The organism is Massilia sp. CFBP9012, from assembly GCF_034045115.1.
GTDB lineage: Bacteria > Pseudomonadota > Gammaproteobacteria > Burkholderiales > Burkholderiaceae_D > Telluria.
On the sequence record NZ_JAXCWM010000004.1, the window covers coordinates 1 to 26,559 of the forward strand.

Below are 26,559 nucleotides of genomic sequence, written 5' to 3' on the forward strand. Positions count from 1 at the left end.
GCGTCGGCGCGTGGCGCGGCCGGTGCGGCCGCCAGCGGCACGACTGGCGCTTCCGGCGCGGCGCGGGTGGCGACCGCCGGCTGGGCCTCGAGCGCCGCGACCGCATCGGTAACGGTGGCCACGGCAGCGGCGGGAGCGGTGGCCGGCGCCGTGCTGCCGTCGTTGGCGGCCGGCTTGGCGCCCGGCATTGCCATCATCATGGCCGGCAGCGCGGCCGGCGCGACCTGCGGCGTCATCGCGGCCAGCGCGGCGTCGATGACCACGGCCTGCTCGGCGACGAGGGTGTCTTCCTGCTGCTCGGTCGGGCTGTCCCCAGGCGTGGCTTCGGGCGCGGCGGCGTCAACGGGCGCGGCCGCGTCGGGTGCCGGCATGGCGCCGTCGGCCGCGATCCAGTGCTGGAACGGCAGCACCTGGGCGGCCGGCTGCGGCAGGGCCGCGCCGGCGCCCGGCGCCAGCGCCGTCATCGGCGCTGCCGTGTCCGCCGTAGCCGCCGTAGCAGCGTTGAGCGGCGCGCCGTTGGCAGTGGCCCTGGCGGCGGTATTGCCGACCGCATTCATGGCATTCATCGCGCTATTCATGGAGAAGTTCATTGTGTGATGCTGCCCGGTTCGAGTTCGCCCGCGAGGGCATAGGCCATGCGGCCTTCCTTGTTGTCGTGCAAGTCGCCCAGCAGTTCCTGCAGGCCGGCGGCGGCTTCGGCGCTGGCCTGGGCCGCGCCATCGTGCGCCGCGCGCAGGCCGGCCAGGGCCGCGCGTTCGCGCGCGCTCCAGGCGCCGCGCTCGGCCAGGGCCTGGACCTGGGGCCCGAGCTCGCGCACGGCCAGTCCCAGCAGGTCCCAGTCGGCGCGTGCGCTGGCGTCGCGCAGGCGCGCCGCCAGGCGCTCGATGACGGGCGTCCTATCCATTGCGTTCCTGTACGCCTTTCCAGCCCTGGCGGATGGTGGTCAGGATCTGCACCACCTCGTCCACCATGACCGGATCGAGCTTGATGCTGGCGCCGTGCAGGCGCGTGGCGCAGAACTCGTAGATGGTGGCCAGGTTGGCGACGGTCTCGCCGCCACTCTCGAAGTCGAGCGAGCTCGACAAGCCGTTGATGATCTCGACGCATTTGTCGATGCTTTTCGCCTTGGCTTCGTAGCGGCGCGCGACGATGTGGGCGCGTGCGCGCGCCAGTTCGTCGAGCAGGCCGTCGGTGAGCAGCAGCACCAGTTCCACCGGCGAGGCGCGCGAGGTCTGCGCGTCCAGATTGACGGCGTGGTAGCTGCCGTAGGCTTCCTGATAGGACATGTTGGTCGGGCTTTCTTAATCCTTGTCGTTGCCGAACAGGGCATCGAACAAGCTCACGTTGTAATTCATCACACCCTGCATGGTCTGCAGGTCGGTGAACTGTTTCAGGTAACGGTCGTAGGCGGCGCGGTGCTGCTGGTCGAGCAGCGACTGCTTGTCCGTCAGGCGGGTCTGCAGGCTGCCGTTCTGTTCACGGCGCTGCTTGATCTGGCCGTCCACGCCGTTGCTCCAGGATTTCAGGTACTTGTCCAGCTCGCCTGCGACGCCGGTGGGGTTCGAGGCCGAGGCCACGCCGATCACCGCGTCCAGCCCATTCGGGTTGCGCGCCAGCTGGGCCAGCAGGCGGTCGGCGTTCAGCTCGAGCGTGCCGCTGCGGTTGGCAATGATGCCGAAGGTGGCCAGCGAGTCGCCGCTGCCAGGACGCAAGAGGGCGGTCAGGCGGTCGTTCAGCGCGCGCACGCCGCCGTCGCGGGCGAAGGCGCCGTCGTCCGCCTTGGTGGCCGGGTCGTTGCCCGAGGTCAGCTTGGTCAGGGTGGTCCTGAGCTTGTTGAAGGCGTCGACGAAGGCCTGCACATTGGCGGTGGTGGCCTTGTCGTCCGGTCCCACGGTCAGGGTCACCGGCGCCTCGCCGCTGGCCTGGGCCTTGGTGAAGGTCATCTTGACGCCGTCGATGGCGGTGAAGGTATTGGTGGCCTGGGTGATCACGGTGCCGGTCTCGGAACCGACTCGGATCTCGGCGTCCTGGGCCAGCGACAGCACGCGGCGACGCGCCGGGTCGGCATTCGCGGCGGCCAGGCTCGATGTACCGGTGAGCAGGCTGGTGTCGAGCGTGAGCGCGGTGTTGGCGCCGGTTTCCTTGGAGGTCAGCACCAGTTCCGAGGTGCCGTTGGTGTTGACGATCGAGGCGGTAACCTTGCCGCCGTTGTTGGCCGCGGCATTGATCGCGGCGGCGATTTCGCGCGGGGTCAGGGTGCCGTTGCCGTCGGCGTCGGCGCTGGCCATGTCTACTTCGAAGGCTGCGGCGCCGCCCATGTTGACGGTCAGCTTGCCGCCCACGCCCGTGCTGTCGGTCAGGCCGGTGTACGACACCTGGCTCGGTGCGGCCAGCTGCTTGACGAAGAAGGAATAGGTGCCGGCCGCCGCGGTCGAGGTGGCGCTCGCGCTGCCCAGGGTGGTGTCGCCGAATACCGCCGACTGCGCGTACATGGTCTTGTTCAGACCGGTGAGCGAGGCCAGGCTGGCCTGGAATGCGGACAGGGCCGAGCTGAGGTCGGCCAGGCCCTTCTCGGTGGCGTTGGCGGCCGACTTCTGGGCCGTCAGGATGGCCTGGCGCGAGGCGATGTACTTGTCGGCCAGGTCGTTCGCGGTCGGAATCGGATCGTAGGTTGGGGCGCTGATTGCTGTTGCCATGAATTGCTCCTCGGTTTATTCGTATGCTTGGCTCAAGCCGCGGCCTGGCCGCCCGTTTTTCCGGCCATCCAAGCTTGGGTGGCGATATCGTCTTCGCGCTTTCTGGTGGCGCGTTCCTTGTCCGCCGCATGCGCATCCTGCTCGCGCACCAGCACCTTGCCCAGCAGCTCGCGCCGGACCCAGGCATCCTTCAGGCGGCCCTGCGCCACCGCCATATTCGCCTCGTGCAGCGACAGGTCGGTGCGGTGGCTGTCGGCCAGCGCCAGCACGCCCTGCTTGTAGGCGCCGCAGTTCAGGGCCAGCGCCGGCGACAGCAGCGATGTGGTGCCGCTGGCGCCGTTCGCGCCACGCGCATTGCCCGAGGCGCCGCTGCCTTCGGCCAGCGCGGCCAGCCGGTCCAGGTTGTTCTGGTAGCGCATCCGGGTCGCTTCCTGGCTGGCCAGGTCGGCCTGCAGGCGGTCAACCTGGGTCGAACGCAGTTGCACCAGGGTGCCGATGCTGCGGATCGTGTGTTCTCGCTTCATTCCATCATCGCTTTCAGGGCATCGACACAGCCATCCATGGGGGCTTCCTCACGCGTTCCCTGGCACAGGAAGGCTTCGATCTGCGGCTGCAGCTGCACCGCGCGGTCGGTCTCGGGATCGGCGCCCGGCACATAGGCGCCGAGCGGGATCAGGTCGCGCACGCGCGCATGGCGCGCCATCGCGGCCTTCAGCTTGCGCGCGGCCAGCGCGTGTTCCTGCGGCACCACTTGCGCCATGCAGCGCGAGATCGACTGGGCGACGTCGATCGCCGGGTAGTGGCCGCGCTCGGCCAGCTCGCGCGTGAGCACGATGTGGCCGTCGAGGATCGCGCGCGCCGAGTCGACCACCGGGTCCTGCTGGTCGTCGCCTTCGGCCAGCACCGTATAAATGGCGCTCATGCTGCCTCGAGCCTGTTCTCCATTCCCGGCCGATTCGACCAGCTGCGGCATGTTCGAGAACACCGACGGCGGATAGCCGCGCGTGGCCGGCGGTTCGCCCAGGGACAGCGCCACTTCGCGCAGCGCCATCGCGTAGCGGGTCAGCGAATCGCACAGCAGCAGCACGTTCTGGCCGCGGTCGCGGAAATGGGCTGCGACTGCATGGCACATCTCGGTCGCCATCACCCGCATCAGGGGGCTTTCGTCGGCCGGCGCCACCACCAGGACGGCGCGTTTCAGGCCGTCGGGGCCGAGCGAGCGCTCGACGAATTCGCGCACCTCGCGGTTACGTTCGCCGATCAGGCCGACCACGATCACGTCGGCCACGGTCTGGCGCGTGATCAGGCCCAGCAGCACCGACTTGCCGACCCCGGAACCGGCCATCAGGCCGACGCGCTGGCCCTTGCCGATGGTGAGCATCGCATTGATGGCACGCACGCCGACGTCAAGCGGTTCCTCGACCGGCGCCTTCTTCAGGGGATTGACGCGCGGCGGGGTGGTCGACAATGGCTGGTCGCCGCCGAGGCGGCCCAGGCCGTCGATCGGTTCGCCCAGGCCGTTGACCATGCGGCCCAGCCAGCTGGGGCCGATCATCAGCTCGCTCTTGTCCGGCGTGGGCAGGACGCGCGCGCCGGTGGACAGGCCGGTCGCCTTCTTGAACGGCATCAGGTATGACACTTTTTCGCGGAAGCCCACCACTTGCGCGTCGAGCCACTCGCCGTCGACGGTCTCGATGCGGCAGCGCTGGCCCGTATGCAGGCGGCAGCCGACCGACTCCAGCAGCAGCCCCTGGGCGCCGACGAGGCGCCCGGTCGGCGTCGCCACCGGCACCGCGCCGATGTCGACCGCGCGCAAGGAATCGGCCAGGGCCATCATGGCGTCGGCTCTTCGGTCATGAGCTGGTCGTGGACCTGCTCCATCACCGCCTTCAGGCGGCCCTGGCAGCCGGCGTCGACTTCATTGTCGCCGGAGCGCACGCGGCACTCGCCCGGTTCCAGGGCAGGGTCGGGCAGCAGGGTCCAGGCGCGGGCGCGCTTGGGATCGAGTTCCTGCACCCTGCGCAGTTCTTCGGGATTCATGAACACTTCGACTTCGTCGCGCGACGGCGGCATCACCGACAGCGCTTCTTCAACCAGGGCCAGCAGCTGGACCGGCTGCAGCGCCAGCTCGGCGCGGATCACCTGGCGCGCGATCTTGCCGACCAGGTCGACCACTTCGTTGCGCTGGGCCGCGCGCAGGTCGGCCTTGAGCTGTCCCAGGCTGTCCAGGATGGCGTCGACCGGGCGCGCCAGTTCGTCGAAACGGGCCAGCGCGGCGGCGCGGCCTTCTTCCTGTCCGAGTTCGCGGCCCTCGGCCTCGCCGCGCGGATAGCCTTCGGCGCGGCCCTGGTCCAGGCCCGCCTCATAGCCTTCGCGCTGTCCCTGGCGGTAGCCGTCGGCCAACGCGCTCTGCCATTCCTCGGTCGAGCCGACGCCGTCCGATCCGGCCGGACGCGCCTTGCTGACCTGGTGCAGCGGCGGGAAGTGAAAGGACCTGAACGGTTTCATTCGGCGGTCGCCTCGGCAAACAGCTGGATGTCGATTTCGCCGGCGTCGGCCAGTTCCTTGACGGTGGCCATGATCTCGCGCCGGGTCTGCTCGATGCGCGACATCGGGACCGGGCCCGAACGGCGCATCAGGTCTTCGAAGCTCTGGGCCTGGCGGCGCGGCATGGCGGCCAGGATGGCGTCGCGCAGCGGCGCTTCGGCGCCCTTGAGCGCGATCGCCCACTGTTCCAGCGGCACGTCGTCGAGCAGGCGGGTGATGACTTGCTCGGTCTGGCGCGACAGGATGAAGAAGTCGTACATCGACATCTCGATCTGCGACACCACCTCGGGATCGTGGGCGCGCAGCAGCTCGACCATGCCGGCGCGGTTGTCCTGCAGGCGGTTGAGGATGTCGGCGACCTGGCGCACGCCCTCGACGCTGGCGCTTTGCGTATCGAGCGCGGCCAGGCAGCGGTTGACCAGTTCTTCGAGTTCGTGCAGCACGTCGCGGTCGATCTCGTCGAGGCGCGCCATGTTCAGCAGAACCAGTTCGCGTCCCTCGACCGGCAGCGCTTCCAGGATCTGGGACGCCAGCGCCGGCGGCAGAAAGGCCAGGAACACGGCCTGCATCTGCACGTGCTCGGAGGAGACGAATTCGGCCAGCCAGCGCGGCGACGCGTACTGCAGGCGCGCCATCATCGGACGGATCGCGTCGCCATAGATCGTGTTGAGCACGCTGTTGGCGATGTCGCTGCCCAGCGCCAGGTCGAGCGAGCGCTTGAGGTAGCTGCGCGAGGCGCCGTGCAGGCCGCTTTGCTGGCGGTAGTCGTCGAAGAAGGACTGGAGCGCCGACCGGACGGCATCGACCTTGATGCCGCTCATGCGCGACATCACCTGGGTCAGTTCCATCAGCTCGTCGCGCTCGAGGCAGCGCAGCACGGCGGCCGCCTGCTCCTCGCCGATCGACAGCAGCACGATCGCGGCCTGTTCGACCGAGGTCAGGGCGACGTCATCGTCGCCCTCAAAATTATTCTGGTCGGCCATGTTTTTTCTGTACCCATTGTTTGACGACTTCGGCAACGCGCTCAGGCTCCTTGCCAGCCAGGACTTTCAAGTGGTCGACCATGACGTCGACCGCCGAACCGCTCGGCGGCAGGTCGTAGTTTTCCAGCAGCGGCACCACGGCGCCGGGGCGGGCGGCCGTGGCCACGCCGTCCGGCGCGCCGAGGGCGGCCACACCGGCCGGCGCCGCATCGGCCGCATCGGCGGCGGCAGCGCCGCTGCCCGGCAGGGCCGGCGTCGCCGGCGCCAGCGGCGGTTGTTGCGGCGCCAGGCGGGTGGTGACGGCGCGCAGCAGCGGGCGGGCCAGCAGGAAGTAGGCCAGCAGGGCACCCAGCGCCCACAGGGCGTAGGTGGTCATGTCGACCACGTTGTCGCGTTCCTGCCACCATTCCTGGGCCACCGGCGCGGCCGGGAATTTCAGGCTCGACACGGCCAGCACGTCGCCGCGCGCGGCGTCGATGCCCAGGCCGCCGGCCAGGATCTTCTCGATATTGGCCAGCTCGGCCGGGGTCCAGGCCTGGCCGTTGGCGGCGCTGGCGTTGTTCAGCACCACCGCCACCGACAGCTTCTTCAGGCGGCCGCGCTCGCGCTTGATCTGGGTGATCGCGCGGTCATAGGCGTACTGGCGGGTGGTGGCGTTCTTGCGCGCGCTGCCGTCGTCGTTGTTCTCTTGCGGCGCGTCGCCCTCGGCGCCCGGGGTGGCCGGCACCGGCGGACGGTTCGACAGCGTGCCCGGCACGCCCAGCGCCATGCGGTTCTTTTCCATCTCCTCGCGCATCGCTTCGCTGGTGACCTTCGGCGCTTCGCCGTATTTTTCCTGGGTCTCCTCGATGCGGTCGTTGTCGACCGCGGCGGTGACGCTGAGCTTGTAGTTGTCCACGCCGAGGATCGGCGCCAGCAGGTCGTTGACGTTGGCGCGCACTTCGTCGGTGTAGCGCCTGGAGGCGGCGTCGCCCTGGGTCGCGCCCTCGAAGCCGTCGGCCAGGTCGACCCGCGCCGACAGCAGGTTGCCGGCCTGGTCGACCAGCGACACACGCTGGGGCTTCAGGCCCGCCACGCTGCCCGAGACCAGGTTGACGACGGCGGCCACCTGCTCGTTCGACAGCGCACGGCCCGGCTTGACGCTGACCATCACCGAGGCCGAGTTGCCGTCGGTATTGGCGGTGACGAAGGAGCTGGTCTTGGCAATCGCCAGGTGAACCCGGGCGGAAGCGATGGCGTCCATGGTCAGGATGCTTTGCGCCAGCTCGCCTTCCAGGCCGCGCCGGAAGCGCACGTCCTGCACGAATTGCGACACGCCCAGCGGGTCGGAGCGGTCCATCAGTTCCAGGCCTGCCGGCAGCTGGGCGGTCACGCCCTTGGCGGCCAGCAGCATGCGCACCTTGCCCAGTGCCGACGCCGGCACCATCACCTGGCCGCTGTCGGGGTGGACACGATACGGAATCTGCTCGGCTTCGAGCACCGTCATCATGTCGGCGGCGGCGACTTTCTCGCGCGCGCCGAACACCGGCTTGTAGCTGGACTGGTCCTGCCACAGGTACATCATGATGGCGGCGGTGAGCGCCACGGCCAGGCCGAGCATCAGCGGCAGGTTGTTGCGCAGCGCCGGCGGCAGCGAGGGCAGGGCCAGCTTGCCGCCGACGGCGGACTTGAGGGAGGAGATCACGGGATGTCGCTTTTCGAATGGTTCAGACCGGGAGCTTGATCAGTTCGTCGACCGCCGTCATGACCTTGTTGCGAACCTGCATCAGCATCGAAAACGACAGGCTTGCCTGCTGGCTCGCCAGCATGGCGCCGACCAGGTCGTCGCTTTTGCCGGTTTCGACCGCGGCCACCTGGGCGCCGGCGGCCTGGTCCTGGGCGTTGACGTTGTCCAGGGCCTGCTTCATGACCTGGGTGAACGAGAAGCCTGCGTCGGCCTGGGCCCCGTGGGCTCCCAGCTCGGCGAAGGAATTGGCGCCGGGGGCGATCGCCAGGCGGTTCGCGTCGTTGGTCAGTTGCGCCAGGTCGGCCCGGATCAGGCCGGCAAGTTCAGTTGCCATCGTGGTTCCCATTTAAAACGTTGTTGTTGGAGAGCGACATATAGGTACCGTTTTTCGTCTTTTTACAACGGTTCTTAGTAAGAAAAACTTGAAAACCGATCAACGAACGAACGTTTGTTTTTGCCGTCTGACTTCCGTCACGCTACTGTTTTTGCCGTTACCCCCAGAGGAAGCGGGGTCAGTTGTTGCGGTGCGACAGTATGATATTACCGTAGGGCAAGTTGGAAATCAAAGAAGAATGTCAAAGTCTCGGCGGGTGAGTTCCCTGTATAATTGTTGCTGTGGGGAATGAAAAGCTGTCATCGAAACGTAATTTTCAGTCAACAAACATGTCGATTAATCAACCAGATCGTGCACGCGATTTCCAGGTGCTTGACCCCTGCCTGCTGGGACGTCCGGTACACCTGCTGCCGTCCTTCGCGGCGCGCCTGGCCGAAGCGCTGGGGGGGGCGATGGCATCGCCCGGAGGCCGCCGCTACTGGGGCGCGTTCCGCCTCGAGAGCCTCGCCTTCGAGCGCGCTCCGGACGACCGCAGCCTGCGCTGGCTGGGCGTGAACGGTCCTTACGGCCTGGCCGCGGTCGCATTCGAGCGCAGCTTGCTGCTGGGCCTGCTCGAAGGCCGTTATGCGCGCCGCACCCAGGGCCCGAACGCTGCACCGCAGCGCGACCCCGGCCTCGAGCGCGTGACCGCGACCGAGGAGCGGCTGGGCGCGACCCTGGCCCAGCAACTGGCGGCGCTGCTCGACGAGAAGGTGGCCGAAGGGCTGCTGGCGGCGGGCGCCGCTGTGGCGGCCGCGCCACAACTGGCGAAAACCGGGACCTCGATCGTGCCGGCGGGCGCCCCTGGCAAGGCCGGCTGGGTGATCCGCGTCGTGCTGCGCGCCCAGTATGGCCGGCGCGATACCGACGACCCCAGCGTGGCGGCGCCGGAAGGACAGTTGTGGATCAGTCCCGACCACGGCCTGATGGCCCACGTGCTGCAAGGCCTGATGGCCGACCGCAATGGCATGCGCGGCGCCGTGCGCATGGCGCGCGAGCCGCTGGCCACGCACCTGCAGGTGAAGCTGGAAGGCCGCCTGGTGAGCAAGGAAGTGACCCTGGCCACGCTGTTCGGCCTGAAGGTCGGCGACGTGATCCCGGTCTCGGTCGGCCGCGCCGATGTCTTGCTGGACGATTCCCGCCTGTTCACGGCCGCGGTGGCCGAGCACAAGGGCAAGCTGTGTTTAACCTCATTTGAAGACGCCGAATAATGGACATGAACCTCAACGAGCAACTGGCTGGCGACGTGATCATCGATGATCTGGACGCCGCCGAGCAGGCGACCTCCACGGCCGGGCGCACTGGCGCACGCCAGCTGCCGCAGATGATGCGGCGTATCCCGGTGACCCTGACCCTCGAGGTCGGGTCGGCCCGGGTCTCGCTGCAGGAACTGATGGAGATCCAGCCGTCGTCGGTGCTGCCGCTCGATTCGCTGGCCGGCGAGCCGCTGGTGATCAAGGTCAACGGCACCCCGATCGGGCGCGCCGAGGTGGTGGTCGCGGGCGAGCAGTACGGCCTGAAGGTGATCGACCTGGACGGCCTGAACCTGGACATGCTCGCGCCATGACGCGCGGCGCGCGCGCAGCCGCTGGCGCGCTGCTGCTGTATGGCCTGCTGGCCTCGGCGCCGGCGCTGGCCCAGAACCAGGACCTGCTGGCCGGGGTGATTCCCGGCGCCGACGCCGCCAGTTCCGGGATGAGCGTCAAGTCGCAGATCCTGGTCATCATGACCCTGCTCGGGCTGCTGCCCGTGATGATCATGATGATGACCTGCTTTACCCGCTTCGTCATCGTGCTGTCGCTGCTGCGCCAGGCCCTCGGCCTGCAGCAGGGCCTGCCGACCCGGATCATCACCGGCATCGCCCTGATCCTGACCATCCTGGTGATGCGTCCGGTCGGCGAGCAGGTCTGGAAAGACGCTTTCCTTCCCTACGACCAGGACCGGATCGGCCTCGAGCAGGCGCTGCGCATCGCCGAAGGTCCGATCTCGCGCTTCATGCTGGCCCAGACCAGCAAGGCCTCGCTGACCCAGGTCGCGCGCCTGGCGGGCGAGCCGCTGCACGCCCAGCCGCAGGCGCACAGTTTCCCGGTCAAGCTGGCGGCCTTCGTGCTGTCCGAACTGAAGACCGCGTTCCAGATCGGGGCCATGCTGTTCATCCCGTTCCTGATCATCGACCTGGTGGTGGCCTCGGTGCTGATGGCGATGGGCATGATGATGCTGTCGCCGCTGGTGATTTCGCTGCCCTTCAAGCTGCTGCTGTTCGTGCTGGTCGATGGCTGGACGCTCACCGTCAGCACCCTGGTCGGCAGTATCCACGGCTATTAGCGGATCCGGGAGAAACGAGACATGAGTCCCGATATCGCCGTCGACCTGGTGGTCGAGGCCCTGCAGATCGTGATGCTGCTGGTGATGGTGCTGGTCATCCCGGGTCTGCTGATGGGCCTGGTGGTGGCGCTGTTCCAGGCCGCGACCCAGATCAACGAGCAGACCCTGAGCTTCCTGCCGCGCCTGCTGGTGACCTTGCTGGCGGTGATCCTGGCCGGCCACTGGATGACCTCCAAGCTGATGGATTACTGCGTGTCGGTGTTCCAGCGCGCCGCGACCCTGGTGGGTTGAATGGGCATCGAGCTGTTCGGATACCTAGTACCGCTGATTGGCGCCCTATGGTGGCCTTTCTGCCGCATCATGGCGATGATGGTCACCGCCCCGGTGCTGGGCGACGGCGCGGTCCCGATGCCGGTGCGCGCGCTGCTGGCGCTGGTGCTGTCGTTCCTGATGCTGCCCCTGACCACCCGCGTGGGCGGCGCCATGCCCGATCCGTTCTCGCTGGCCGGCGTGGTCGCGATGTTCGAGCAGGCCGTGATCGGCGGCGTGCTGGGCCTGGCCCTGCAGTTCGCGATGGCGGCGGTGACCATGCTGGGCTTTTTGGCCTCGAGCCAGATCGGCTTTTCGATGGCCCAGATGAACGATCCGATCAACGGTCAGGTCTCGGACGTGATCTCGGGCCTGATGTCGCTGGTGGCGATGCTGGTGTTCTTCGCCATCGACGGCCACCTGGTGCTGGTGGCGGTGCTGGGCCAGAGCTTCCATGCCTGGCCGGTCGGTTCGGGCTTCCAGCCCATGCTGCTCGAGGCGGTGGCGCTGAACGTCGGCTGGGTGTTCTCGGCCGCGATACTGCTGGCGCTGCCTATCGTGTTTTCCACCATCGTGGTGCAGATGGGTTTCGGCTTCCTGAACCGGGTCGCGCCCAGCCTGAACCTGTTCTCGCTGGGCTTCGCCCTGGTGACGATCTTTGGCCTCTTGATGCTGGTGCAGCTGGTGCGCTTCATCCCCGAGCACTACGTCGCGATGACCAACCAGGTGCTCGAGATGATCAACGAGCAGATGAGGATGGCCCGTGGCGGATAACAGCAGCGGCGACAAGACCGAAAAGCCCTCAGCCCAGAAGCTGAAGAAGGCGCGCCAGGAAGGGCAGGTGGTGCGTTCGCGCGACCTGGCGACCGCGGTCGGCATCCTGATCAGCCTCAAGCTGTTCGCGCTGATGGCGCCGACCTACCTGGAAGACATGCGCCACCTGTTCCGGCTGGTGTTCGTGCCGCTGGGCGCCGAGGGCGCCATGGAGAACGCCCTGTCGACCGTGTTCGGCGCCGCAGTGATGCTGCTGGTGCAGATGGTGTTGCCGCTGCTGGCGGTGCCGTTCGCGATCATCCTGGCCGGCGCGGTGCCGGGCGGCTTCATCGCCAGCGGCAAGAACCTGCAGCCGAAGTTCAGCCGCTTCAGCCCCATCACCAACCTGGGCAACCTGTTCAGCCAGAAGCACTGGGTCGGTTTCCTGACCTCGTTCGCCAAGGCCGTGATGCTGGGCGTGGTGCTGTGGATGGTCTCGCGCGCCAGCATGAAGGCCTACGTCGAGCTGCAGCGCATGCCGCTGGCCGACGCCCTGGCGACTGGCGCCGGCCTGGCCTTCGACGCCCTGATGGCGCTGGTGGCGGTGTTCGTGGTGTTCGCGGTGATCGACGTGCCGGTGCAGCACTACCTGTTCATGCGCAACCAGCGGATGAGCAAGCAGGACATCAAGGATGAACACAAGAGCAACGAGGGCCGGCCCGAGGTCAAGCAGCGCATCCGCCAGCTGCAGCAGCAGCTGGCGCGGCGCAGCGTGCGCAGCACGGTGCCGACCGCCGACGTGGTGATCGTCAACCCCGAGCACTATGCGGTGGCGCTGAAGTACGATACCGGGCGCGCCGAGGCGCCGTTCGTGGTGGCCAAGGGCGTCGACGAGATGGCGCTCTACATCCGCCAGGTGGCCAGGGAGAACAACGTCGAGACCCTTGTCCTGCCGCCGCTGGCGCGCGCGATCTACAACACCAGCCAGGTGCAGCAGCAGATTCCGGCACAGCTGTACCAGGCGGTGTCGCAGGTGCTGAACTACGTCCTGCAACTGAATGCGTTCCGTACGGGCCGGCGCCAGGCGCCCCCGCGGTTCCCCAACGAGGTGGACGTTCCACCTCACCTGAGCGAGGCAAGAGCATGAACTTCACGAATACCTTCAACGCCTTCGTCGGCGAGCTGCGACGGCACAAGTTCGCGGCGCCGGTGTTCCTGATCGCGCTCTTGGGCATGATCATGCTGCCGCTGCCGCCGGTGCTGCTGGACGTGCTGTTCACCTTCAATATCGTGCTGTCGCTGATCGTGATCCTGGTCGCGGTGACGGCCAAGCGGCCGCTCGATTTCTCGGTGTTCCCGACCGTGATCCTGGGCGCCACCCTGATGCGCCTGGCGCTGAGCGTCGCTTCCACCCGCGTCGTGCTACTGCATGGCCACGAAGGCACGCATGCCGCCGGCCAGGTGATCGAAGCCTTCGGTAACGTCGTCATCGGCGGCAACTTCGTGGTCGGCCTGGTGATCTTCATCATCCTGATGATCGTGAACTTCATCGTCGTGACCAAGGGCGCGGAGCGGATCTCGGAAGTCTCGGCGCGCTTCACGCTCGATGCGCTGCCGGGCAAGCAGATGGCGATCGACGCCGACCTGAACGCGGGCCTGATCAACCAGGAGCAGGCCACCACGCGGCGCAAGGACGTCGCCGCCGAAGCCGACTTCTACGGCGCGATGGACGGCGCCTCGAAGTTCGTGCGCGGCGATGCGATCGCGTCGATCCTGATCCTGATCATCAACCTGGTGGGCGGCGTCGCGATCGGCGCGCTGATGTACGACCTGGCCCTGGGCGACGCCTTCCGCGTGTATGCGCTGCTGACCATCGGTGACGGCCTGGTGGCCCAGATCCCGGCGCTGATGCTGTCGGCCGCGGCCGCCATCCTGGTCACCCGCATCGGCGAATCGGGCGACCTCGAACAGCAGGTCGGCCACCAGGTGCTGGCCCAGCCGGGCGTACTGTATTCGGCCGCCGGCGTGATGCTGCTGATGGCGGTGGTGCCGGGCATGCCGTGGCTGTTCTTCGCGGTGGCGGCCATGGTGCTGGCCTTCGCCGGCTGGAAGGTCGGCCAGCGGGTGCTGGCGCCCGACAATGCCGGGGTGGCCAAGATCGAGGCCGCGCTGCTCGAAGAACGCGTGGTCGACCTCGACTGGCAGGCCCTGCCGGTGGTGCAGCCGGTGACGGTGGCGGTGGGCTACAAGCTGGTGGGCATGCTCGACCGCGCCCAGGGCGAGCCGCTCAACAAGCGCGTCAAGGGCGTGCGCCAGAGCCTGTCGGAGCAGATGGGCATGCTGCTGCCGGCAATCGGGGTGCGCGACGACCTGGCGCTGCGTCCCACCCAGTATGCGATCAGCCTGTCGGGCACGGTGGTGGCCGAGGCCGAGGTGATGCCCGACCACCTGCTGGCGATCCCGTCGCCGAACGTGTACGGTGAGCTCGATGGCGTGCCCGGCATCGAGCCGGCCTACGGCATGGCGATCACCTGGATCGCGCCCGACCAGAAGGCGCATGCGCTGGGCCTGGGCTACCAGGTGGTCGAGGTGCCGAGCGCGATCGCGACCCACGTCTCGAAGGTGGTGCGCGAATACCTGCACGAGCTGTTCCGCCACGAGGACGTGCCGGCCATCCTGGAACGCCTGACCGCACTCTCGCCCAAGCTGGCGGCGGCGCTGGACAAGGCGCTGACCCATACGCAATTGCTGCGCGTGTTCCGCGTGCTGCTGGCCGAGGGCGTGTCGCTCAAGGACATCGTGGTGATCGCCACCACCCTGCTCGACAGCTCGGAGACGACCAAGGATCCAATCCTGCTGGCGGCCGAGGTGCGCTGCGCGCTGCGGCGCCAGATCGTCTCGACCCTGTTCGGCAAGAAGAAGGACATGCCGGCGTTTAACCTGTCGGCCGAGCTGGAAAACATGCTGCTCGGTTCCCTGAACCAGGCGCGCCAGGCCGGCGGCGGCAAGGTGGTGCTCGACAATTACCCGATCGATCCGCAGCTGCTGTCGCAACTTCAGATTAATATGCCGGTGGCGCGCGAGCAGATGAAGCAGCAGCACACGCCGCCGCTATTGCTGGTGCTGCCGCAGGTGCGCCCGCTGCTGGCGCGCTATGCGCGCCTGTTCGCACCGGGGCTGCACGTGCTGTCGTATAACGAGATTCCCGAGAACCGCGACGTGTCGATCGTCGGGACCGTGGGCTAAGCGCCGTCGCGCTGTTCTGACGCTGGTGGCGCCGGCTGTGCCGGCAACAGCAGCGCCAGTTCGGCCACCGTCCTGAATACGGCCGGCGTCAGCGCCTGCGCCGCCGCTTCGGCGTTGGCGATCATGGCGTGGCTGGCCCCGGCCGGCAGGCGGTCGCGGTACTGCCAGCGCAGCACCTTCACCCCGGCCTTGTCCAATACCGTTTCCAGTTCCGGCTGCAGCCAGCGCAGGCGCGTCAGCGCGCGCGCGTCGGGTGCGCAGATCTCGATAGACACCCCTTGCGGCAGCGGCTCGACCTGGATCACCACGACCGAGCCGTCAGCCAGCTGCAGCTCGAGGCGCAGCGCGGCGCGCGGGCGGCGCCGACGGCCGGGCGGCTGGTCCGCGTCCTCGGCCATGACTTCCAGGTGCTGGGCCGGGCTGCCGTGGGCGTGCACCGTGAAGCGCCAGGCGTCCTGGTGCGCGGCCAGCAACTCCGGCTGGCGCAACACCTGACCCTGCTGGGCCGCCATCATCTGGGCCGGCGACAGCTGGCCGGCGCTGGCCGCCAGCGCGCGGCTGGTCAGCTGGCTGCCGTGGTTGCGCACCTGGGCGCGCCAGGCGCGCGCCAGGCCGGCCGCATCCTGGTTCGGGTAGGCCAGCTGGCGCGCCATCAAGACCTGGTCGGGACGCATTGCCGCGCCATCGGCGCCGCTTTCCGGCGCGGCCTGGGGCGGCGCGCCGGCCGCATTGGCCAGCGGCTGCGAGAACGGCAGCGCCGGCGTGTTGGCGCCGCCGGCCAGCAGGGCGGCGGCGGCGGCGGGCGCCACCGCGCCGACCTGCAGCGGCGTCGCGGGCGGCGGAGGAAGCGGAGGAAAGGTGATGCTGGCCATGGTCGATCCCGGTCAGGAATAAAAAAAGGCCAACCGCGGGGCTGGCCTTTGTAGCTTAACCCGGAGTGAGGTCCGGGTGTGCGGCCATTATTGCAGCAGCGACATGACCATCGACGACTGGCTGTTGGCTTGCTTCAGCATGGCGGTCGAGGCTTGCAGCAGCATCTGGTTCGAGGTCATGTTGGCGCTTTCGCTGGCGAAGTCGACGTCCATGATCTGGCCGGTTGCAGCCTTGGTGTTGGTGCTGATGTTGGCCAAGTTGTTGTACACGTGTTCCAGACGGTTGGCGGCAGCGCCCAGGCCCGAACGGACTTTGTTGACCGACGCCAGTGCGTCTTCCAGCGAACCGATGGTGGCGTTGGCCGACGAGGTCAGTTCGGTGCCGGTGGTGGCGGCGCTGTAGTTGGCGCTGACGGCCGACACGTCCGATGCCAGGGTGCTCATGTCGCCCGACAGGTCGATTTCCATGGTTTCGCTCGACGATGCGCCGATCTGGAAGGTCATCGCGCCGTCGACGGTGCCGCCGACCAGCAGGGTCGAGCCGCCGAAGGTGGTGTTCTTCAGGACGTTGGCCAGTTCCAGGCCCAGTGCGTCGTATTCCGACTGCATGGCGGTCTTGTCGTCGTCGGTCGACGATGCATCGGCGGCCTGGGTTGCCAGGTCTTTCATGCGGATCAGCATGTTCGAGACTTCGTCCAGCGCGCCTTCGGCGGTCTGCAGCATCGAGGTCGAGTTCGAGGTGTTGCGCATTGCAACGGTCATGCCCGAGGTCTGGGCTTTCAGGCGCGAAGCGATCTGCAGGCCGGCAGCGTCGTCCATTGCCGAGTTGATGCGGTAGCCGGTCGACAGGCGGGTCTGCGAGGTCGACAGGTTTTGTTGGGTTTTCGAGATCGAATTCTGCGCCGACAGGGCGGCGACGTTGGTATGCAGGCTCAGCATTTTTTAAAACTCCTGGTGTGGGTGACTGGGTCAATCGAGCGTTTTACTCGATCTCATCAGTACAAGGCGACCGTGCCGTCGGCGGCATTAAGTGCCGTACGGAAATTTTTTTATTTTCTTTGTCGATTTCCGTCGTTGCCCATGACAAGGGGCGCCGCAGCGCCCCCAGTTTTCTTTCGAATCAAGCAGTTAGCTCGTCAAGCATGGTGTCCGGCGGCGCTGCCGACCACGGTCCGGATCACCTGGGCCACGGTCGCGATGCGTTCGGCGTCCATCGTTTCGCCGGTCGGCAGCACCATGACGCTGGCCGCGACCCGCTCGGTGGCCGGCAGCACCAGGCCGGCGTGCGGGAACAGCGAGCGGTAGGGCTCCATGCGATGGCAGCCGGGCCAGAAATAGCGCCGCGCCATGATGTGCTCGGCGCGCAGGGCGTCGACGATCGCATCGCGCGTGGCCGCGCACTCGGGGGCCACTTCGGCGATCACGTACTGGTAGTTGTTGCGCTCGTCCGGGTCGTAGTCGATCAGCTTCACGCCCGGGATGCCGGCCAGCGCCGCGCGGTAAGCGTCGTGGTTGGCGCGGTTGGCGTCGATCACGCGGTCGATCGCGTCCAGGTTGACCAGGCCCATGGCGGCGGCGATCTCGATCATCTTGCCGTTGGTGCCCGGATGGCTGACCTGGTCCAGGCCCGAGAAACCGAAGTTGCGCATCAGGCGCATGCGATTGGCCAGTTCGTCGTCGTTGGTGACGACCGCGCCGCCCTCGAAGCTGTTGAAGAACTTGGTGGCGTGGAAGCTGAGCACCTCGCAATCGCCGAAGTTGCCGATCATGCGGCCGCCATGGCTGCACGAGAAGGCGTGGGCCGAGTCGTACAGCAGCCGCAGGTCATATTCGTCGGCCAGCGCCTGCAGCGCCTCGACCGGGGCGGCGCGGCCCCACAGGTGCACGCCGATGATGCCGGTGGTGCGCGGCGTGATCATGCTGCGCACCGCTTCCGGGTCCAGCGTGTGGGTGGCCGGGTCGATGTCGGCGAACACCGGCGTGATGCCCTGCCATTGCAGCGCATGGGCGGTGGCCACGAAGGTGTAGGAGGGCACGATGACTTCGCCCTCCATGCCGGTGGCGCGGATCGCGATCTCGAGCGCGATGGTGCCGTTGCACATGGCCACGCAGTGGCGCACCCCGAGGTGGGCGGCCACGCGCGCCTCGAATTCCTGGAGCAGCGGGCCGTCGTTACTGAGCCAGCGGCGCTCGAAGATCTGGTCCACATAGGCCAGAAAGGCCTGTTTGTCGCCGATGTTCGGGCGCCCGACGTGCAGCAGCTCGTCGAAGGCCGGCGCGGCGCCGTTGATCGCCAGGTCGGCGCTGGTGCGGATCGGCTTCATGCGCTGGCCTCTTCGGTCGCGTTTTGCTCGCCGCCGCCCAGGTCGGACAGGCGCACCCGCAAGGGGCTTGGCGCCTCGCCGTCGCACCAGCGCAGCCACATGCGGCGCAGCGCGGACTCGATGCCGGCCGCGGCCACGCCGGGATAGCCGACCACCGAGTTGGTGAAGCGTTCGCGCATGCTGCCGCGCAGCGCCGACAGGGTGCCGCTGTTATCCCGCAAGAAGTTCCCCAGTGCGACGAAGCTGGTGTCGTCGTTGGCCAGGAAGGACGACAGGCCCAGGTGGGCCAGGTAGCACACCGCCGAGTGGCTCGGATTGGTCGGGCCGACGGTGACGAGGGTCGGGATCCCCATCCACAGCGCGTAGCAGATGGTGGTCGATCCGGAATACGGGAAGGGGCTCAGGCAGACGTCGACCTCATGGTGCTGGGCCATGTATTCATAGGTCGGCACGCGCGGACGCACGAGGATGCGCTCGGGCGCGATGCCTTCTTCGGCGAACCAGGCCAGGAGGCCCGTCTCGCTGCCGCCGGACTGGCCGCCCAGCAGCAGCTTCGAGTCCGGCACGCCGCGCAGCAGGCTGGCCCACAGCGCTACCGTCGGCCGGCTGATCTTGCTGGCGCGGTGGAAGCTGCCGAAGGTGATGTAGCCGTTGGCCAGCGCCGGCAGCGGATTGACGTCCGGCGCCGCGTTCGGCGGCAGGAACGGCGCGCTCAGCGGCAGGCGCACGATCTGCTCGGTGAACTGGTCGTCGTAGCGTCCCTCGGGCAGGTGGAACTGGTCGCTGATGTAGTAATCCATGGCCTGCAGGCCGGTGGTGCCGGCGTAGCCGATCCAGCTGCACTGGATCGGCGCCGGCTTGCACGCGAACAGCGACAGGCGGTTGGACGCCGAGTGGCCGGACAGGTCGACCAGGATGTCGATCGCGTCGGCGCGAATCATCGCTTCGGCGCGCTCGTCGCTCTCGCCCGCGATCGAGCGCCAGTTCGGCATATAGGTGCGCAGGCGCTCGGTCACGGCGTCTTCTTCCTTGCTGTTGCTGTAGACGTAGAACTCGAGCTGGTCGCTGTGGCGCAGCATGCCGAAGATCGGCTCGACGAAGCGGGTGACGGCGTGGTGGCGCAAGTCGGCCGAGACGAAGCCGACCCGCACCTTGCGCGCGGGGTTGCGCTCGTTGGGGTGCGGCTTCCAGCCGGCGCGCAGCGGGGTTTCCCACATCTCGCCGAAGGCGAAGTGCTCGCGCTGAAGCTCCTCGCCGTCGAGGGTGGCGTGGCTGAGAATGAACAGCAGGGTGCTGTGGGCGGTGGCCGACGGCGACAGCGTCATCGTGCGGCGCACCAGGCGCAGCGCATCTTCCCAGCGCCCGGCCTCGAAGTAATGGTGGGTCAGCGAGAACAGGGTGGCGATGCGGTCGGGATCGAGTTCGAGGCTGCGCTCGAAGAAGGGACGCGCGTCCGAGGCCCGGCTCATCTGCTGCAGGGTGACGCCGACTTCGCACCAGTGCGCGGCGTTGCCGGGCTCCAGCTCGAGCGCTCGGCGCAGGCTGGCCTCGGCCGCCTCGTTGCGCCGGAGGTCGCGCAGGCACAGGCCCTGGCGCGACAGCGCCTGGACGTTGTCGGGATCGAGTTCGAGCGCGCGTGCGAAGCTGCGCAGGGCATCGTCGAAGCGGCGCGCGCGGTGCTCGGCCTGGCCGCGGTCGATCCAGGCGCCGAGATGATCGGGCGCCAGCTCGGTGACCTGGCGGAAGCCGTCGGCGGCGGCCGCGAAGTCGGACGCCACGTGGCGCGCCTGGGCCAGCGCCAGCAGGGACTCGACGTCCTGCGGCGCCAAGTCGACCGCGCGCTGGGCGCTGTCGACCGCGCTGACGAGCTGGCCGGACATGCGCAGCGCCTCGCTCAGGCCGCGTTGCAACGCGGCGTCGTTCGGCTGTTTGGCCAGGGCGCGCCGGTAGCTGTCGGCCGCCCCCTGGAAGTCGCCCAGCTCGAACTGCGCCGCCGCCATCACGCCGTGCAGGGCGAACAGCTTGGGATCGAGCGCCAGCGCGCGTTTCTGGACCGGCACCGCTTCGGCATAGTGCCCGTGCTTTTGCAGCGCCATGCCGAGCAGGGCCTGGGCCTGGGCGTTGCGCGGGCTGGCGCGCACGGCGCGCCGGCGTTGCTCGATTTCCTGGGCCGGACTGGAGAAGGTGGGATTGTTCATGAAAAGGCTCTATCGTTGTGCCGGGCCGGCTTCGCACAGCAGGAAGATGCTGGAGCACAGGTCCGGGTATTGCTGGCCGAGGGCGTAGCAGCCGTCCAGGTAGGCCGGAGAGATGATGTCGGTCTGCAGCAGGCGGTCCCACTGGAAGTTGGCCAGGGCCTTGAAGAAGATGCCGGAGCGGTGGCGCACCGCCAGGCCGGCGGCGCTCGCATCGCGTTCGAGTGTGTCGAGGCTGTAGGTGATGCGGTGGCCGTGCTCGGCCTCGGCCGGCGTGACGGCGGCGTTGTGCGTGATCAGGCCCATCTTGACCGCGATCTGGCGCGACGGCGCGTTGGCGTTGGGGCAGACCAGGAACAGCCGTCCGCCCGGCGCCAGCCATTCGTCGTTGACCCGGCGCAGCAGGCCGACCGGATCGTCCAGGTGTTCCAGCACATGGGTCAGGACGATATTGTCGTAGCGGCGCGGCAGCGTCACGTCCTCGAAGCGGGCGTGCACCAGCTCGGCGCGATCGCCGACCACGGCGCGCGCTTCGCGCAGCGCCTCGCTCGAGGCCTCGACGCAGGTGACGTCGTCGAAGTGCTCGAGCAGGCGGCGCGTCAGCGCGCCCTGGAAGCAGCCCAGTTCCAGCAGGCTGCCGGGCCGGAAGAACGGCACGAAGCTGCGGATGAAATAAGGGTGCATGACGTCGAAATCGAAGCCGTAGGCGTAGCGGTGGCCGAGGGCGTCCTTGGCCTCGGCGTTGTAGTCGCGGGAGTCGTTCATTGTGGATGCTCCGAAGTGAATGCCAGTTCCATGTGCAGGTCGGGGCCGGATTCGCCGGCCGGCGTGAAGCCATGTTGGCGGTACAGCGCCAGCGCCGCGGCGTTGGCGCCGTGGACGGCCAGCGCTGCGCCACGCATGCCGGCCGCCCGGGCGCGCGCCAGCGCCTCGCGCAGCAGGCGGCCGGCGATGCCGCGCCGCGTGTGGGCGGGGGCGACGCTGACGTTGGAGACGTAGGCGATGCCGGTATCGTGGTTGTTGCAATAGATCGCGACCAGCCCGGCCAGGACGTCGCCGTCCCAGGCCTCGACCAGGGTCGCCTGCGCGGCCAGCTTGGCGGCGTAGGCGTCGATGTCCACGCGCGCCGACAGCGGCGGCACGAAGCCGGCGTCGCACGCGCGCAGCAGCTGCGCGACCTGTTCGGCGCTGGCGCTCATCGTTCCAGCAGCGCCAGGCCGAAGCCATGGCGTCCGAACTCGTTGCCGTTATAGAGCAGGCAGATGCGGTCGTCGACCTTGAACACATGCGGGTAGCACTGCATGTCGCCGTCCCAGGCGCCCGGTTCGGCGGCGAGCGGGATCTGGTCGTCGTCGCGGGTCCAGTTGTGCAGGTCGTCGCTCCAGGCATGGCCGATGCGGTAGCCGCGTCCGGAGTTGGTGCGGAAGTCGGACGATTGCCGGTAGCAGAAGAACATATGATGGCGGCCGTCGATCTCGGTCACCGTGGGCAGGGCCTGGCTCTCGTCCGGACCCAGGCGGTTGGCCACGATCTGGCGCGCTTCTTCCTTGGTCCAGTGCACGCCGTCGCCCGAGGTCGCGTGGCCGATCTTGTAGGTGCGGTCGGGCGCGGCGTCGGGAGAGTAACGCTTCCAGCCGGTGCCGAAGATGTACCACATGTGGAACACGCCTTCGATCACTTGCACGAAGCCGTCGCCCACCAGGCATGGCTCGTGCAGCGACTGGGCCAGCACCGGTCCGGCGCCCTCGCGCGCGAAGGTGCGCCCGCCATCGGTGCTGACCGCCAGGCCGATCGCGGTGTCGACCGAGACCGACACGCGGCGGTTCCAGCCGGTGGTATAGGCCAGCACGCGGTCGCCATGGCGCACCGGATTGATGGGGAAGATGCCGTGTTCGTCGAAGGCGCCCAGTTCGCCCAGCGGCAGCACCGTATGGTCGGCCACGCGCAGGATGCGCTCGAGCCCGCGGTCCATGTCGACATACGCGACATGGCTCAGGAACTTGCCGCTGGCGTCGCGCGCGCGGGTCGAAAAATAGATGCGCACGTGGTCGTCGCACACCAGCGCCTGCGGCGACTGGGCGAACGACTCGCAGCCGTTCGGCAGCGCATGCTGCGACGGGTCGAAGATCTTGCCGATTTTGTGCCACTTCATCGCATCACTCCAGTTCGCCGTCGAGGACGGCCAGGCCGAAGCCGAAGCGGCCCACGCCGTTGCCGAGGTAGGCCATATAGGTGCGGCCATCGAGCTCGAACACGTGGGGATAGCTCACCATCTCGTCGTCCCAGCCGCTGGCCGAGACGTCCAGGCCAGCCTTCGCATCGTCGCGCGTCCAGGTGACGAGGTCAAGGCTGGATGCATAGCCGATGCGGTAGCCGAATTCCTTGCCCCGGTAATTGCTGCTGTAGCGGTAGCAGAAGAACATATGGTATTTGCCGTTCGCGTGGATCACGTCCGGGCTGGCCTGGGCTTCGTCCGGCTCGACCCGGCTCTCGATCAGGTCGCGGTTGGCGGGCAGCCAGTGCAGGCCGTCGCCCGACGTGGCCATGCGAATCTTGTAGACGGGTTCGGCGCGGCCGTCGACCAGCTTCCACTTGCGTCCGGCGATGTAGAACAGCTGCCAGCCGCCGTCGAAGCGGCGGATCTTGGGGCCGCTGAGCACGAACGGTTCATGCCGGGTATAGGACAGCACCGGACCGCGACCGGCCTTGCTGAAGGTGGCGCCGCCGTCGCTGCTGGTGGCCATGCCGATGGCGACGTTGAAGGGAACGGATTCGCAGCGGGTCCAGCCGGCGTAGTAGGCGCGCACCAGGTCGCCGTCGCGCACCACCGACACCGGATAGGTGCCGAATTCGTCGAACTCCCCCAGGCCGCCCAGGGGCAGGATCGGCTGCTCGGCCACGCGCAGCACACGCGTGAGGTCGCGCCGGTCGAGATCGACCCAGGCCGAATAACTGACGTACTGGCCGTTGGCGTCGGGACCGGGGCGGCACGAGAAGTACACCCGCACGTAGTCGTCGAACACCAGGGTCGCCGGGGCCTGGGCGAACTCGCGCAGCCAGTCGCGGCCGGGCACTTCCTGCGGGGTGAAGACCTTCCCCAGTTTCTTCCAGATAAACATATCAGAGCAGCTCATGGTGGCCGCGCACCCAGGCGCGCACAGTTTCCAGCGGGTTGAACATCAGGACATCCACGATCGACAGCCAGGCAACGAAGGGCGCGCCGGATTGCGGGTAGGCCAGCGGCCGCGCGCGCAAGAAGTGCAGGTCGATGCCGCGCGCGGCAAACTCGGCGTGCGCATACAGTTCGGTGCCGCCGATCGGATTGAGGTAGCTGCGCGCGCCCAGTGCTTGGCACAGCGCCAGTACCTTGTCCTGGGCCGCCAGTCCGTGGTCGATGGCCACCCCGGACGAGACGCGGATCGGCGTGTCGATCGCCAGGTGGGCGCAGCATTGCAGGAGGGCGTGGTGCAGGAAGCGGAACAGGTTCGTCTCGGGGCAGGCGGCGATCGCCTCCAGCAACGGCACGGTCGCGGCATAGTGCGGCGCATGCCGGTAGGCGCCCTTGAGCTGGGCCAGCCAGCGGTGGGGGCCGGGGGCCAGTTCGCGTGCGACCACGTCCAGGTGGTCGGGGGCATTCTTCAATGGCAACGAGAACATGACGTCCGTGCCATTACTCAGCATGCGGTTGCGATTGATCCAGCCCTTCTTGGTGTACTTGATATTGTCGTAAACGACGAACTCATCGGCGGCGGCGATCAGCTGGAAGTAACCGATATAGGGCAGGAAGTAAGGTTGCATGATTGCCACAACAGGATGCGCCAGGGCTGTCCGGGCGGCGCCCGGCAGCGGTCCTTCCGCGCTTCCGGATACGCCGGAAGACGGCGGGGCCTGCTGTTCTGTCATAGGGAAATCATGGGTAGCCACCTACAGATTGTAACGTCTGGATGCTCGCCGCCATATACCTCCAGAGCAAAATATTTCCCGTTGGCAAAATAACATTGTGGCAAATCAGTGCGTCCGGATGCGTGCTGCACGCCGGTCCATGGTCAGACGCGACACTTGACCTCAAGTGAGCTTGAGGAATTATAAATGGCCTGTCGCCGCTCGCCGGCTCTTCCATCAAGGACATCCACATGAACACACCCCACGACATCCCGCGCCTCGCCCGGCCCGAATTCCAGGCCGAACATGGCGCCATCGAGGCCGACGCCGTCATCGTCGGCGCCGGCCCGGTGGGCCTGTTCCAGGTCTTCGAGCTGGGGCTGCTCGACATCAAGGCCCACGTGATCGATTCGCTCGGTGCGGTGGGCGGGCAATGCATGGAGCTGTATCCGGACAAGCCCATCTACGATATCCCGGCCGCCCCGGTGCTCACCGGGCGCGAACTGACCGACAATCTGCTGCGCCAGATCGCGCCGTTCCAACCGGTCTTCCACCTGGGCCAGGAAGTCACGCTGGTGCAGCGGCGCGCCGACCGCCGCTTCGACCTCGAGACCTCGCTCGGCACGCGCTTCATCGCAAAGACCGTCATCATCGCGGCCGGCGTCGGCGCCTTCCAGCCACGCAAGCTGAAGGTGGCCGGCATCGACCGCTTCGAGGGCAGCCAGCTGTTCTACCGGGTCAAGCACCCGGAGCGCTTCCACGGCCGGCAACTGGTGATCTGCGGCGGCGGGGACTCGGCGCTGGACTGGGCGCTCGACTTCGTGGGCAAGGCCGAATCGGTCGTACTGGTGCACCGCAGCGACAGTTTTCGCGCCGCGCCGGCCTCGATCGCGAAGATGAAGGCGTTGTGCGAAGCGCACGCGATGCAGTTCATCCCGGGGCAGCTCACGGGGTTCGACGTCCAGGGCGGCCGGCTGTCCGAAGTGAAGGTGGCGGGCGCCGACGGCGTGACCCGGCGCGTGCCGGTCGACGTCCTGATGGTGTTCTTCGGCCTGCTGCCGATGCTGGGGCCGATCGTCGACTGGGGCCTGGACATGGAGATGCGCCAGTTGCGGGTGCGCGACGTCGCGAGCTTCGAGACCAGCGAGCCGGGCATCTTCGCCGTCGGCGACATCAATACCTATCCCGGCAAGAAAAAACTGATCCTGTCGGGCTTCCACGAGGCGGCGCTGGCGGCCTTCGGCGCCGCGGCCTACGTCTTCCCCGACAAGAAAGTGCATATGTTGTATACGACGACGTCGCCCAAGATCCACAAATTGCTGGGCGTGGAGACGCCGGTGTTTGACTGAAAAAAGTGTTTGTTGGTGCATCCAGTTCGGTCGTGGCGCCGTATGTTGAAAATTGACGAGCCGAAATGGGGGCGCAGTGGGCGGCGCAGATGGCCTCCTGGAACATCGGTCGCCTCGGTCAATCGACCGATACCGTGGCGAGTTGGCCTTCCCTATACTGGATTCACTTACCCAACAACACCTTTAGGAGAACATCATGACCGTCAAACGCCACCTGCGCACCCTGGCCATCGCCGCCTCCCTGGCCGCCATCGGCGCCAACGTCCACGCCGCCGACGCCAAGGCGAGCGCCAAGCCCTCCGTCGTGATCGTGCACGGCGCCTTCGCCGACGGCTCGGACTGGGCCAAGGTCATCCCGTTGCTGCAAGCCAAGGGCGTGAAGGTCACCGCGGTCCAGAACCCGCTGACCTCGCTGGCCGACGACGTCGCCGCCGCCAAGCGCGCGATCGAGACCCAGCCAGGCAAGGTCGTGCTGGTCGGGCACTCCTGGGGCGGCACCGTGATCACCGAGGCCGGCCAGCACGACAAGGTGGGCAGCCTGGTGTACGTGGCGGCATTCGCGCCGGACGCCGGCAAATCGACCGCCGAAACGGGCGAAGGCTACCCGGCCGCCCCCGGCAGCAAGCGTTTCGTGGCCGACAAAGAAGGTTTCCTGAGCCTGCCTGAAGCCGCGATGCGCGAAGACTTCGCCCAGGACGTGCCGGCCGCGCAGGCCGCCGTGATGACCGCGACCCAGGGCCCGATCCAGGCCAAGGCCTTCAGCGACAAGGTCGCCAATGCGGCCTGGAGCGGCAAGCCGTCATGGTTCATCGTCAGCGCCCGCGACCGCATGATCGATCCCGGCCTGCAGCGCGCGATGGCGAAAAAAATCGGCGCCAAGGTCACCGAGCTGCCGGCCAGCCACGTGCCGCAGCAGTCGCGTCCAGCCGATGTCGCCAAGGTGATCCTGGATGCGGTGGCCGCCACCGGCGCCAACTAA

Annotated in this window: 27 protein-coding genes and 1 pseudogene; 9 read left to right on the forward strand and 19 right to left on the reverse strand. The window is 67.7% G+C overall.

From position 1 onward, the window contains the following. The 10 genes and pseudogenes from SOM61_RS07115 to fliE form a co-directional block, all read right to left on the reverse strand. Window positions 1–578: pseudogene (locus tag SOM61_RS07115) on the reverse strand (hypothetical protein); the annotation flags it as partial. A gap of 8 nt (window positions 579–586) precedes the next feature. Then, window positions 587–904, reverse strand: coding sequence for a hypothetical protein (locus SOM61_RS07120; protein ID WP_320473427.1), 318 nt, complete (start codon window positions 902–904; stop codon window positions 587–589). Next, window positions 897–1,286 carry a flagellar export chaperone FliS gene (gene fliS, locus SOM61_RS07125; RefSeq protein ID WP_320473428.1) on the reverse strand — a complete coding sequence of 130 codons (390 nt, stop codon included), beginning with the start codon at window positions 1,284–1,286 and terminating at the stop codon, window positions 897–899. Before fliS ends, SOM61_RS07120 begins: the two co-directional genes overlap by 8 nt. 15 nt (window positions 1,287–1,301) lie before the next feature. After that, window positions 1,302–2,696: a flagellar filament capping protein FliD gene (gene fliD / locus SOM61_RS07130; protein WP_320473429.1), complete on the reverse strand. Its 1,395-nt coding sequence runs from the start codon at window positions 2,694–2,696 to the stop codon at window positions 1,302–1,304. Between the two features lie 32 nt (window positions 2,697–2,728). Next, window positions 2,729–3,220, reverse strand: coding sequence for a flagellar export protein FliJ (locus SOM61_RS07135; RefSeq protein ID WP_320473430.1), 492 nt, complete (start codon window positions 3,218–3,220; stop codon window positions 2,729–2,731). Further along, complete coding sequence (gene fliI, locus SOM61_RS07140; protein ID WP_320473431.1) at window positions 3,217–4,533, reverse strand: flagellar protein export ATPase FliI; 1,317 nt, start codon at window positions 4,531–4,533, stop codon at window positions 3,217–3,219. Before fliI ends, SOM61_RS07135 begins: the two co-directional genes overlap by 4 nt. Continuing rightward, on the reverse strand, window positions 4,530–5,204 hold the full coding sequence (fliH, locus tag SOM61_RS07145) for a flagellar assembly protein FliH (RefSeq protein WP_320473432.1): 675 nt from the start codon (window positions 5,202–5,204) through the stop codon (window positions 4,530–4,532). The genes fliI and fliH overlap by 4 nt, the downstream gene beginning before the upstream one ends. After that, window positions 5,201–6,226, reverse strand: a complete 1,026-nt coding sequence (locus SOM61_RS07150) for a FliG C-terminal domain-containing protein (protein WP_123070441.1) — start codon at window positions 6,224–6,226, stop codon at window positions 5,201–5,203. The genes fliH and SOM61_RS07150 overlap by 4 nt, the downstream gene beginning before the upstream one ends. Further along, window positions 6,210–7,910: a flagellar basal-body MS-ring/collar protein FliF gene (gene fliF, locus SOM61_RS07155; RefSeq protein WP_320473433.1), complete on the reverse strand. Its 1,701-nt coding sequence runs from the start codon at window positions 7,908–7,910 to the stop codon at window positions 6,210–6,212. Before fliF ends, SOM61_RS07150 begins: the two co-directional genes overlap by 17 nt. A 22-nt stretch (window positions 7,911–7,932) precedes the next feature. Then, a complete protein-coding gene (fliE, locus tag SOM61_RS07160) occupies window positions 7,933–8,286 on the reverse strand; it encodes a flagellar hook-basal body complex protein FliE (protein ID WP_320473434.1) in 354 nt (117 codons plus the stop codon). Window positions 8,287–8,615: 329 nt separating this feature from the next. On the opposite strand from fliE, the gene SOM61_RS07165 reads away from it, so the two are divergent. Genes SOM61_RS07165 through SOM61_RS07195 form a run of 7 tightly spaced genes read left to right on the forward strand, consistent with a single transcriptional unit; the run spans window position 8,616 to window position 14,958 of the window. After that, window positions 8,616–9,536: a FliM/FliN family flagellar motor C-terminal domain-containing protein gene (locus tag SOM61_RS07165; RefSeq protein WP_320473435.1), complete on the forward strand. Its 921-nt coding sequence runs from the start codon at window positions 8,616–8,618 to the stop codon at window positions 9,534–9,536. A gap of 5 nt (window positions 9,537–9,541) precedes the next feature. After that, a complete protein-coding gene (locus tag SOM61_RS07170; RefSeq protein ID WP_123069102.1) occupies window positions 9,542–9,892 on the forward strand; it encodes a FliM/FliN family flagellar motor switch protein in 351 nt (116 codons plus the stop codon). Beyond that, window positions 9,889–10,650, forward strand: a complete 762-nt coding sequence (fliP, locus tag SOM61_RS07175) for a flagellar type III secretion system pore protein FliP (RefSeq protein WP_320473436.1) — start codon at window positions 9,889–9,891, stop codon at window positions 10,648–10,650. The genes SOM61_RS07170 and fliP overlap by 4 nt, the downstream gene beginning before the upstream one ends. 21 nt (window positions 10,651–10,671) lie before the next feature. Further along, window positions 10,672–10,941 (forward strand): flagellar biosynthesis protein FliQ, encoded by a 270-nt coding sequence (gene fliQ, locus SOM61_RS07180; protein ID WP_320473437.1) that lies wholly within the window; start codon window positions 10,672–10,674, stop codon window positions 10,939–10,941. Beyond that, window positions 10,942–11,733 carry a flagellar biosynthetic protein FliR gene (fliR, locus tag SOM61_RS07185; protein ID WP_320473438.1) on the forward strand — a complete coding sequence of 264 codons (792 nt, stop codon included), beginning with the start codon at window positions 10,942–10,944 and terminating at the stop codon, window positions 11,731–11,733. Continuing rightward, window positions 11,723–12,859, forward strand: a complete 1,137-nt coding sequence (gene flhB / locus SOM61_RS07190) for a flagellar type III secretion system protein FlhB (RefSeq protein ID WP_320473439.1) — start codon at window positions 11,723–11,725, stop codon at window positions 12,857–12,859. Before fliR ends, flhB begins: the two co-directional genes overlap by 11 nt. Further along, window positions 12,856–14,958 carry a flagellar biosynthesis protein FlhA gene (locus SOM61_RS07195; protein WP_320473440.1) on the forward strand — a complete coding sequence of 701 codons (2,103 nt, stop codon included), beginning with the start codon at window positions 12,856–12,858 and terminating at the stop codon, window positions 14,956–14,958. Before flhB ends, SOM61_RS07195 begins: the two co-directional genes overlap by 4 nt. Here the strand turns inward: SOM61_RS07195 and SOM61_RS07200 are convergent. From SOM61_RS07200 to SOM61_RS07240, 9 genes are all read right to left on the reverse strand, one after another. After that, window positions 14,955–15,830 carry a hypothetical protein gene (locus tag SOM61_RS07200; protein WP_320473441.1) on the reverse strand — a complete coding sequence of 292 codons (876 nt, stop codon included), beginning with the start codon at window positions 15,828–15,830 and terminating at the stop codon, window positions 14,955–14,957. The genes SOM61_RS07195 and SOM61_RS07200 overlap by 4 nt on opposite strands. A gap of 87 nt (window positions 15,831–15,917) precedes the next feature. Then, window positions 15,918–16,769 (reverse strand): flagellin N-terminal helical domain-containing protein, encoded by an 852-nt coding sequence (locus tag SOM61_RS07205; protein WP_320473442.1) that lies wholly within the window; start codon window positions 16,767–16,769, stop codon window positions 15,918–15,920. A 197-nt stretch (window positions 16,770–16,966) separates the two neighbouring features. After that, complete coding sequence (locus SOM61_RS07210; protein WP_320473443.1) at window positions 16,967–18,154, reverse strand: DegT/DnrJ/EryC1/StrS family aminotransferase; 1,188 nt, start codon at window positions 18,152–18,154, stop codon at window positions 16,967–16,969. Then, window positions 18,151–20,352 carry a tetratricopeptide repeat protein gene (locus tag SOM61_RS07215; RefSeq protein WP_320473444.1) on the reverse strand — a complete coding sequence of 734 codons (2,202 nt, stop codon included), beginning with the start codon at window positions 20,350–20,352 and terminating at the stop codon, window positions 18,151–18,153. Before SOM61_RS07215 ends, SOM61_RS07210 begins: the two co-directional genes overlap by 4 nt. Before the next feature lie 9 nt (window positions 20,353–20,361). Next, window positions 20,362–21,114 (reverse strand): class I SAM-dependent methyltransferase, encoded by a 753-nt coding sequence (locus SOM61_RS07220; RefSeq protein WP_320473445.1) that lies wholly within the window; start codon window positions 21,112–21,114, stop codon window positions 20,362–20,364. Next, window positions 21,111–21,548, reverse strand: a complete 438-nt coding sequence (locus SOM61_RS07225) for a GNAT family N-acetyltransferase (RefSeq protein WP_320473446.1) — start codon at window positions 21,546–21,548, stop codon at window positions 21,111–21,113. Before SOM61_RS07225 ends, SOM61_RS07220 begins: the two co-directional genes overlap by 4 nt. Beyond that, a complete protein-coding gene (locus SOM61_RS07230; protein WP_320473447.1) occupies window positions 21,545–22,501 on the reverse strand; it encodes a glycoside hydrolase family protein in 957 nt (318 codons plus the stop codon). The genes SOM61_RS07225 and SOM61_RS07230 overlap by 4 nt, the downstream gene beginning before the upstream one ends. Before the next feature lie 4 nt (window positions 22,502–22,505). Continuing rightward, the gene (locus SOM61_RS07235) at window positions 22,506–23,468 is read right to left on the reverse strand and encodes a glycoside hydrolase family protein (RefSeq protein ID WP_320473448.1); all 963 of its coding nucleotides are present in this window, start codon (window positions 23,466–23,468) and stop codon (window positions 22,506–22,508) included. Window position 23,469: 1 nt separating this feature from the next. Then, the gene (locus SOM61_RS07240) at window positions 23,470–24,147 is read right to left on the reverse strand and encodes a WbqC family protein (protein WP_320473449.1); all 678 of its coding nucleotides are present in this window, start codon (window positions 24,145–24,147) and stop codon (window positions 23,470–23,472) included. A 335-nt stretch (window positions 24,148–24,482) separates the two neighbouring features. On the opposite strand from SOM61_RS07240, the gene SOM61_RS07245 reads away from it, so the two are divergent. Next, window positions 24,483–25,580: an NAD(P)/FAD-dependent oxidoreductase gene (locus SOM61_RS07245; protein WP_320473450.1), complete on the forward strand. Its 1,098-nt coding sequence runs from the start codon at window positions 24,483–24,485 to the stop codon at window positions 25,578–25,580. A gap of 196 nt (window positions 25,581–25,776) precedes the next feature. Then, window positions 25,777–26,559, forward strand: a complete 783-nt coding sequence (locus SOM61_RS07250) for an alpha/beta fold hydrolase (protein WP_320473451.1) — start codon at window positions 25,777–25,779, stop codon at window positions 26,557–26,559.

Bases quoted from the DNA above. Each gene is read 5' to 3' on its own strand.
- SOM61_RS07210 (WP_320473443.1), bottom strand. From the start codon at position 18,154: ATGAAGCCGATCCGCACCAGCGCCGACCTGGCGATCAACGGCGCCGCG.
- SOM61_RS07135 (WP_320473430.1), bottom strand. From the start codon at position 3,220: ATGAAGCGAGAACACACGATCCGCAGCATCGGCACCCTGGTGCAACTG.
- fliP (WP_320473436.1), top strand. From the start codon at position 9,889: ATGACGCGCGGCGCGCGCGCAGCCGCTGGCGCGCTGCTGCTGTATGGC.
- SOM61_RS07165 (WP_320473435.1), top strand. From the start codon at position 8,616: ATGTCGATTAATCAACCAGATCGTGCACGCGATTTCCAGGTGCTTGAC.
- SOM61_RS07245 (WP_320473450.1), top strand. From the start codon at position 24,483: ATGAACACACCCCACGACATCCCGCGCCTCGCCCGGCCCGAATTCCAG.
- fliR (WP_320473438.1), top strand. From the start codon at position 10,942: ATGGGCATCGAGCTGTTCGGATACCTAGTACCGCTGATTGGCGCCCTA.
- SOM61_RS07215 (WP_320473444.1), bottom strand. From the start codon at position 20,352: ATGAACAATCCCACCTTCTCCAGTCCGGCCCAGGAAATCGAGCAACGC.
- SOM61_RS07120 (WP_320473427.1), bottom strand. From the start codon at position 904: ATGGATAGGACGCCCGTCATCGAGCGCCTGGCGGCGCGCCTGCGCGAC.
- SOM61_RS07235 (WP_320473448.1), bottom strand. From the start codon at position 23,468: ATGTTTATCTGGAAGAAACTGGGGAAGGTCTTCACCCCGCAGGAAGTG.
- fliS (WP_320473428.1), bottom strand. From the start codon at position 1,286: ATGTCCTATCAGGAAGCCTACGGCAGCTACCACGCCGTCAATCTGGAC.
- fliE (WP_320473434.1), bottom strand. From the start codon at position 8,286: ATGGCAACTGAACTTGCCGGCCTGATCCGGGCCGACCTGGCGCAACTG.
- SOM61_RS07220 (WP_320473445.1), bottom strand. From the start codon at position 21,114: ATGAACGACTCCCGCGACTACAACGCCGAGGCCAAGGACGCCCTCGGC.
- SOM61_RS07170 (WP_123069102.1), top strand. From the start codon at position 9,542: ATGAACCTCAACGAGCAACTGGCTGGCGACGTGATCATCGATGATCTG.
- SOM61_RS07150 (WP_123070441.1), bottom strand. From the start codon at position 6,226: ATGGCCGACCAGAATAATTTTGAGGGCGACGATGACGTCGCCCTGACC.
- SOM61_RS07225 (WP_320473446.1), bottom strand. From the start codon at position 21,548: ATGAGCGCCAGCGCCGAACAGGTCGCGCAGCTGCTGCGCGCGTGCGAC.
- SOM61_RS07240 (WP_320473449.1), bottom strand. From the start codon at position 24,147: ATGCAACCTTACTTCCTGCCCTATATCGGTTACTTCCAGCTGATCGCC.
- SOM61_RS07205 (WP_320473442.1), bottom strand. From the start codon at position 16,769: ATGCTGAGCCTGCATACCAACGTCGCCGCCCTGTCGGCGCAGAATTCG.
- fliD (WP_320473429.1), bottom strand. From the start codon at position 2,696: ATGGCAACAGCAATCAGCGCCCCAACCTACGATCCGATTCCGACCGCG.
- SOM61_RS07195 (WP_320473440.1), top strand. From the start codon at position 12,856: ATGAACTTCACGAATACCTTCAACGCCTTCGTCGGCGAGCTGCGACGG.
- fliQ (WP_320473437.1), top strand. From the start codon at position 10,672: ATGAGTCCCGATATCGCCGTCGACCTGGTGGTCGAGGCCCTGCAGATC.
- SOM61_RS07230 (WP_320473447.1), bottom strand. From the start codon at position 22,501: ATGAAGTGGCACAAAATCGGCAAGATCTTCGACCCGTCGCAGCATGCG.
- fliH (WP_320473432.1), bottom strand. From the start codon at position 5,204: ATGAAACCGTTCAGGTCCTTTCACTTCCCGCCGCTGCACCAGGTCAGC.
- SOM61_RS07250 (WP_320473451.1), top strand. From the start codon at position 25,777: ATGACCGTCAAACGCCACCTGCGCACCCTGGCCATCGCCGCCTCCCTG.
- SOM61_RS07200 (WP_320473441.1), bottom strand. From the start codon at position 15,830: ATGGCCAGCATCACCTTTCCTCCGCTTCCTCCGCCGCCCGCGACGCCG.
- fliI (WP_320473431.1), bottom strand. From the start codon at position 4,533: ATGATGGCCCTGGCCGATTCCTTGCGCGCGGTCGACATCGGCGCGGTG.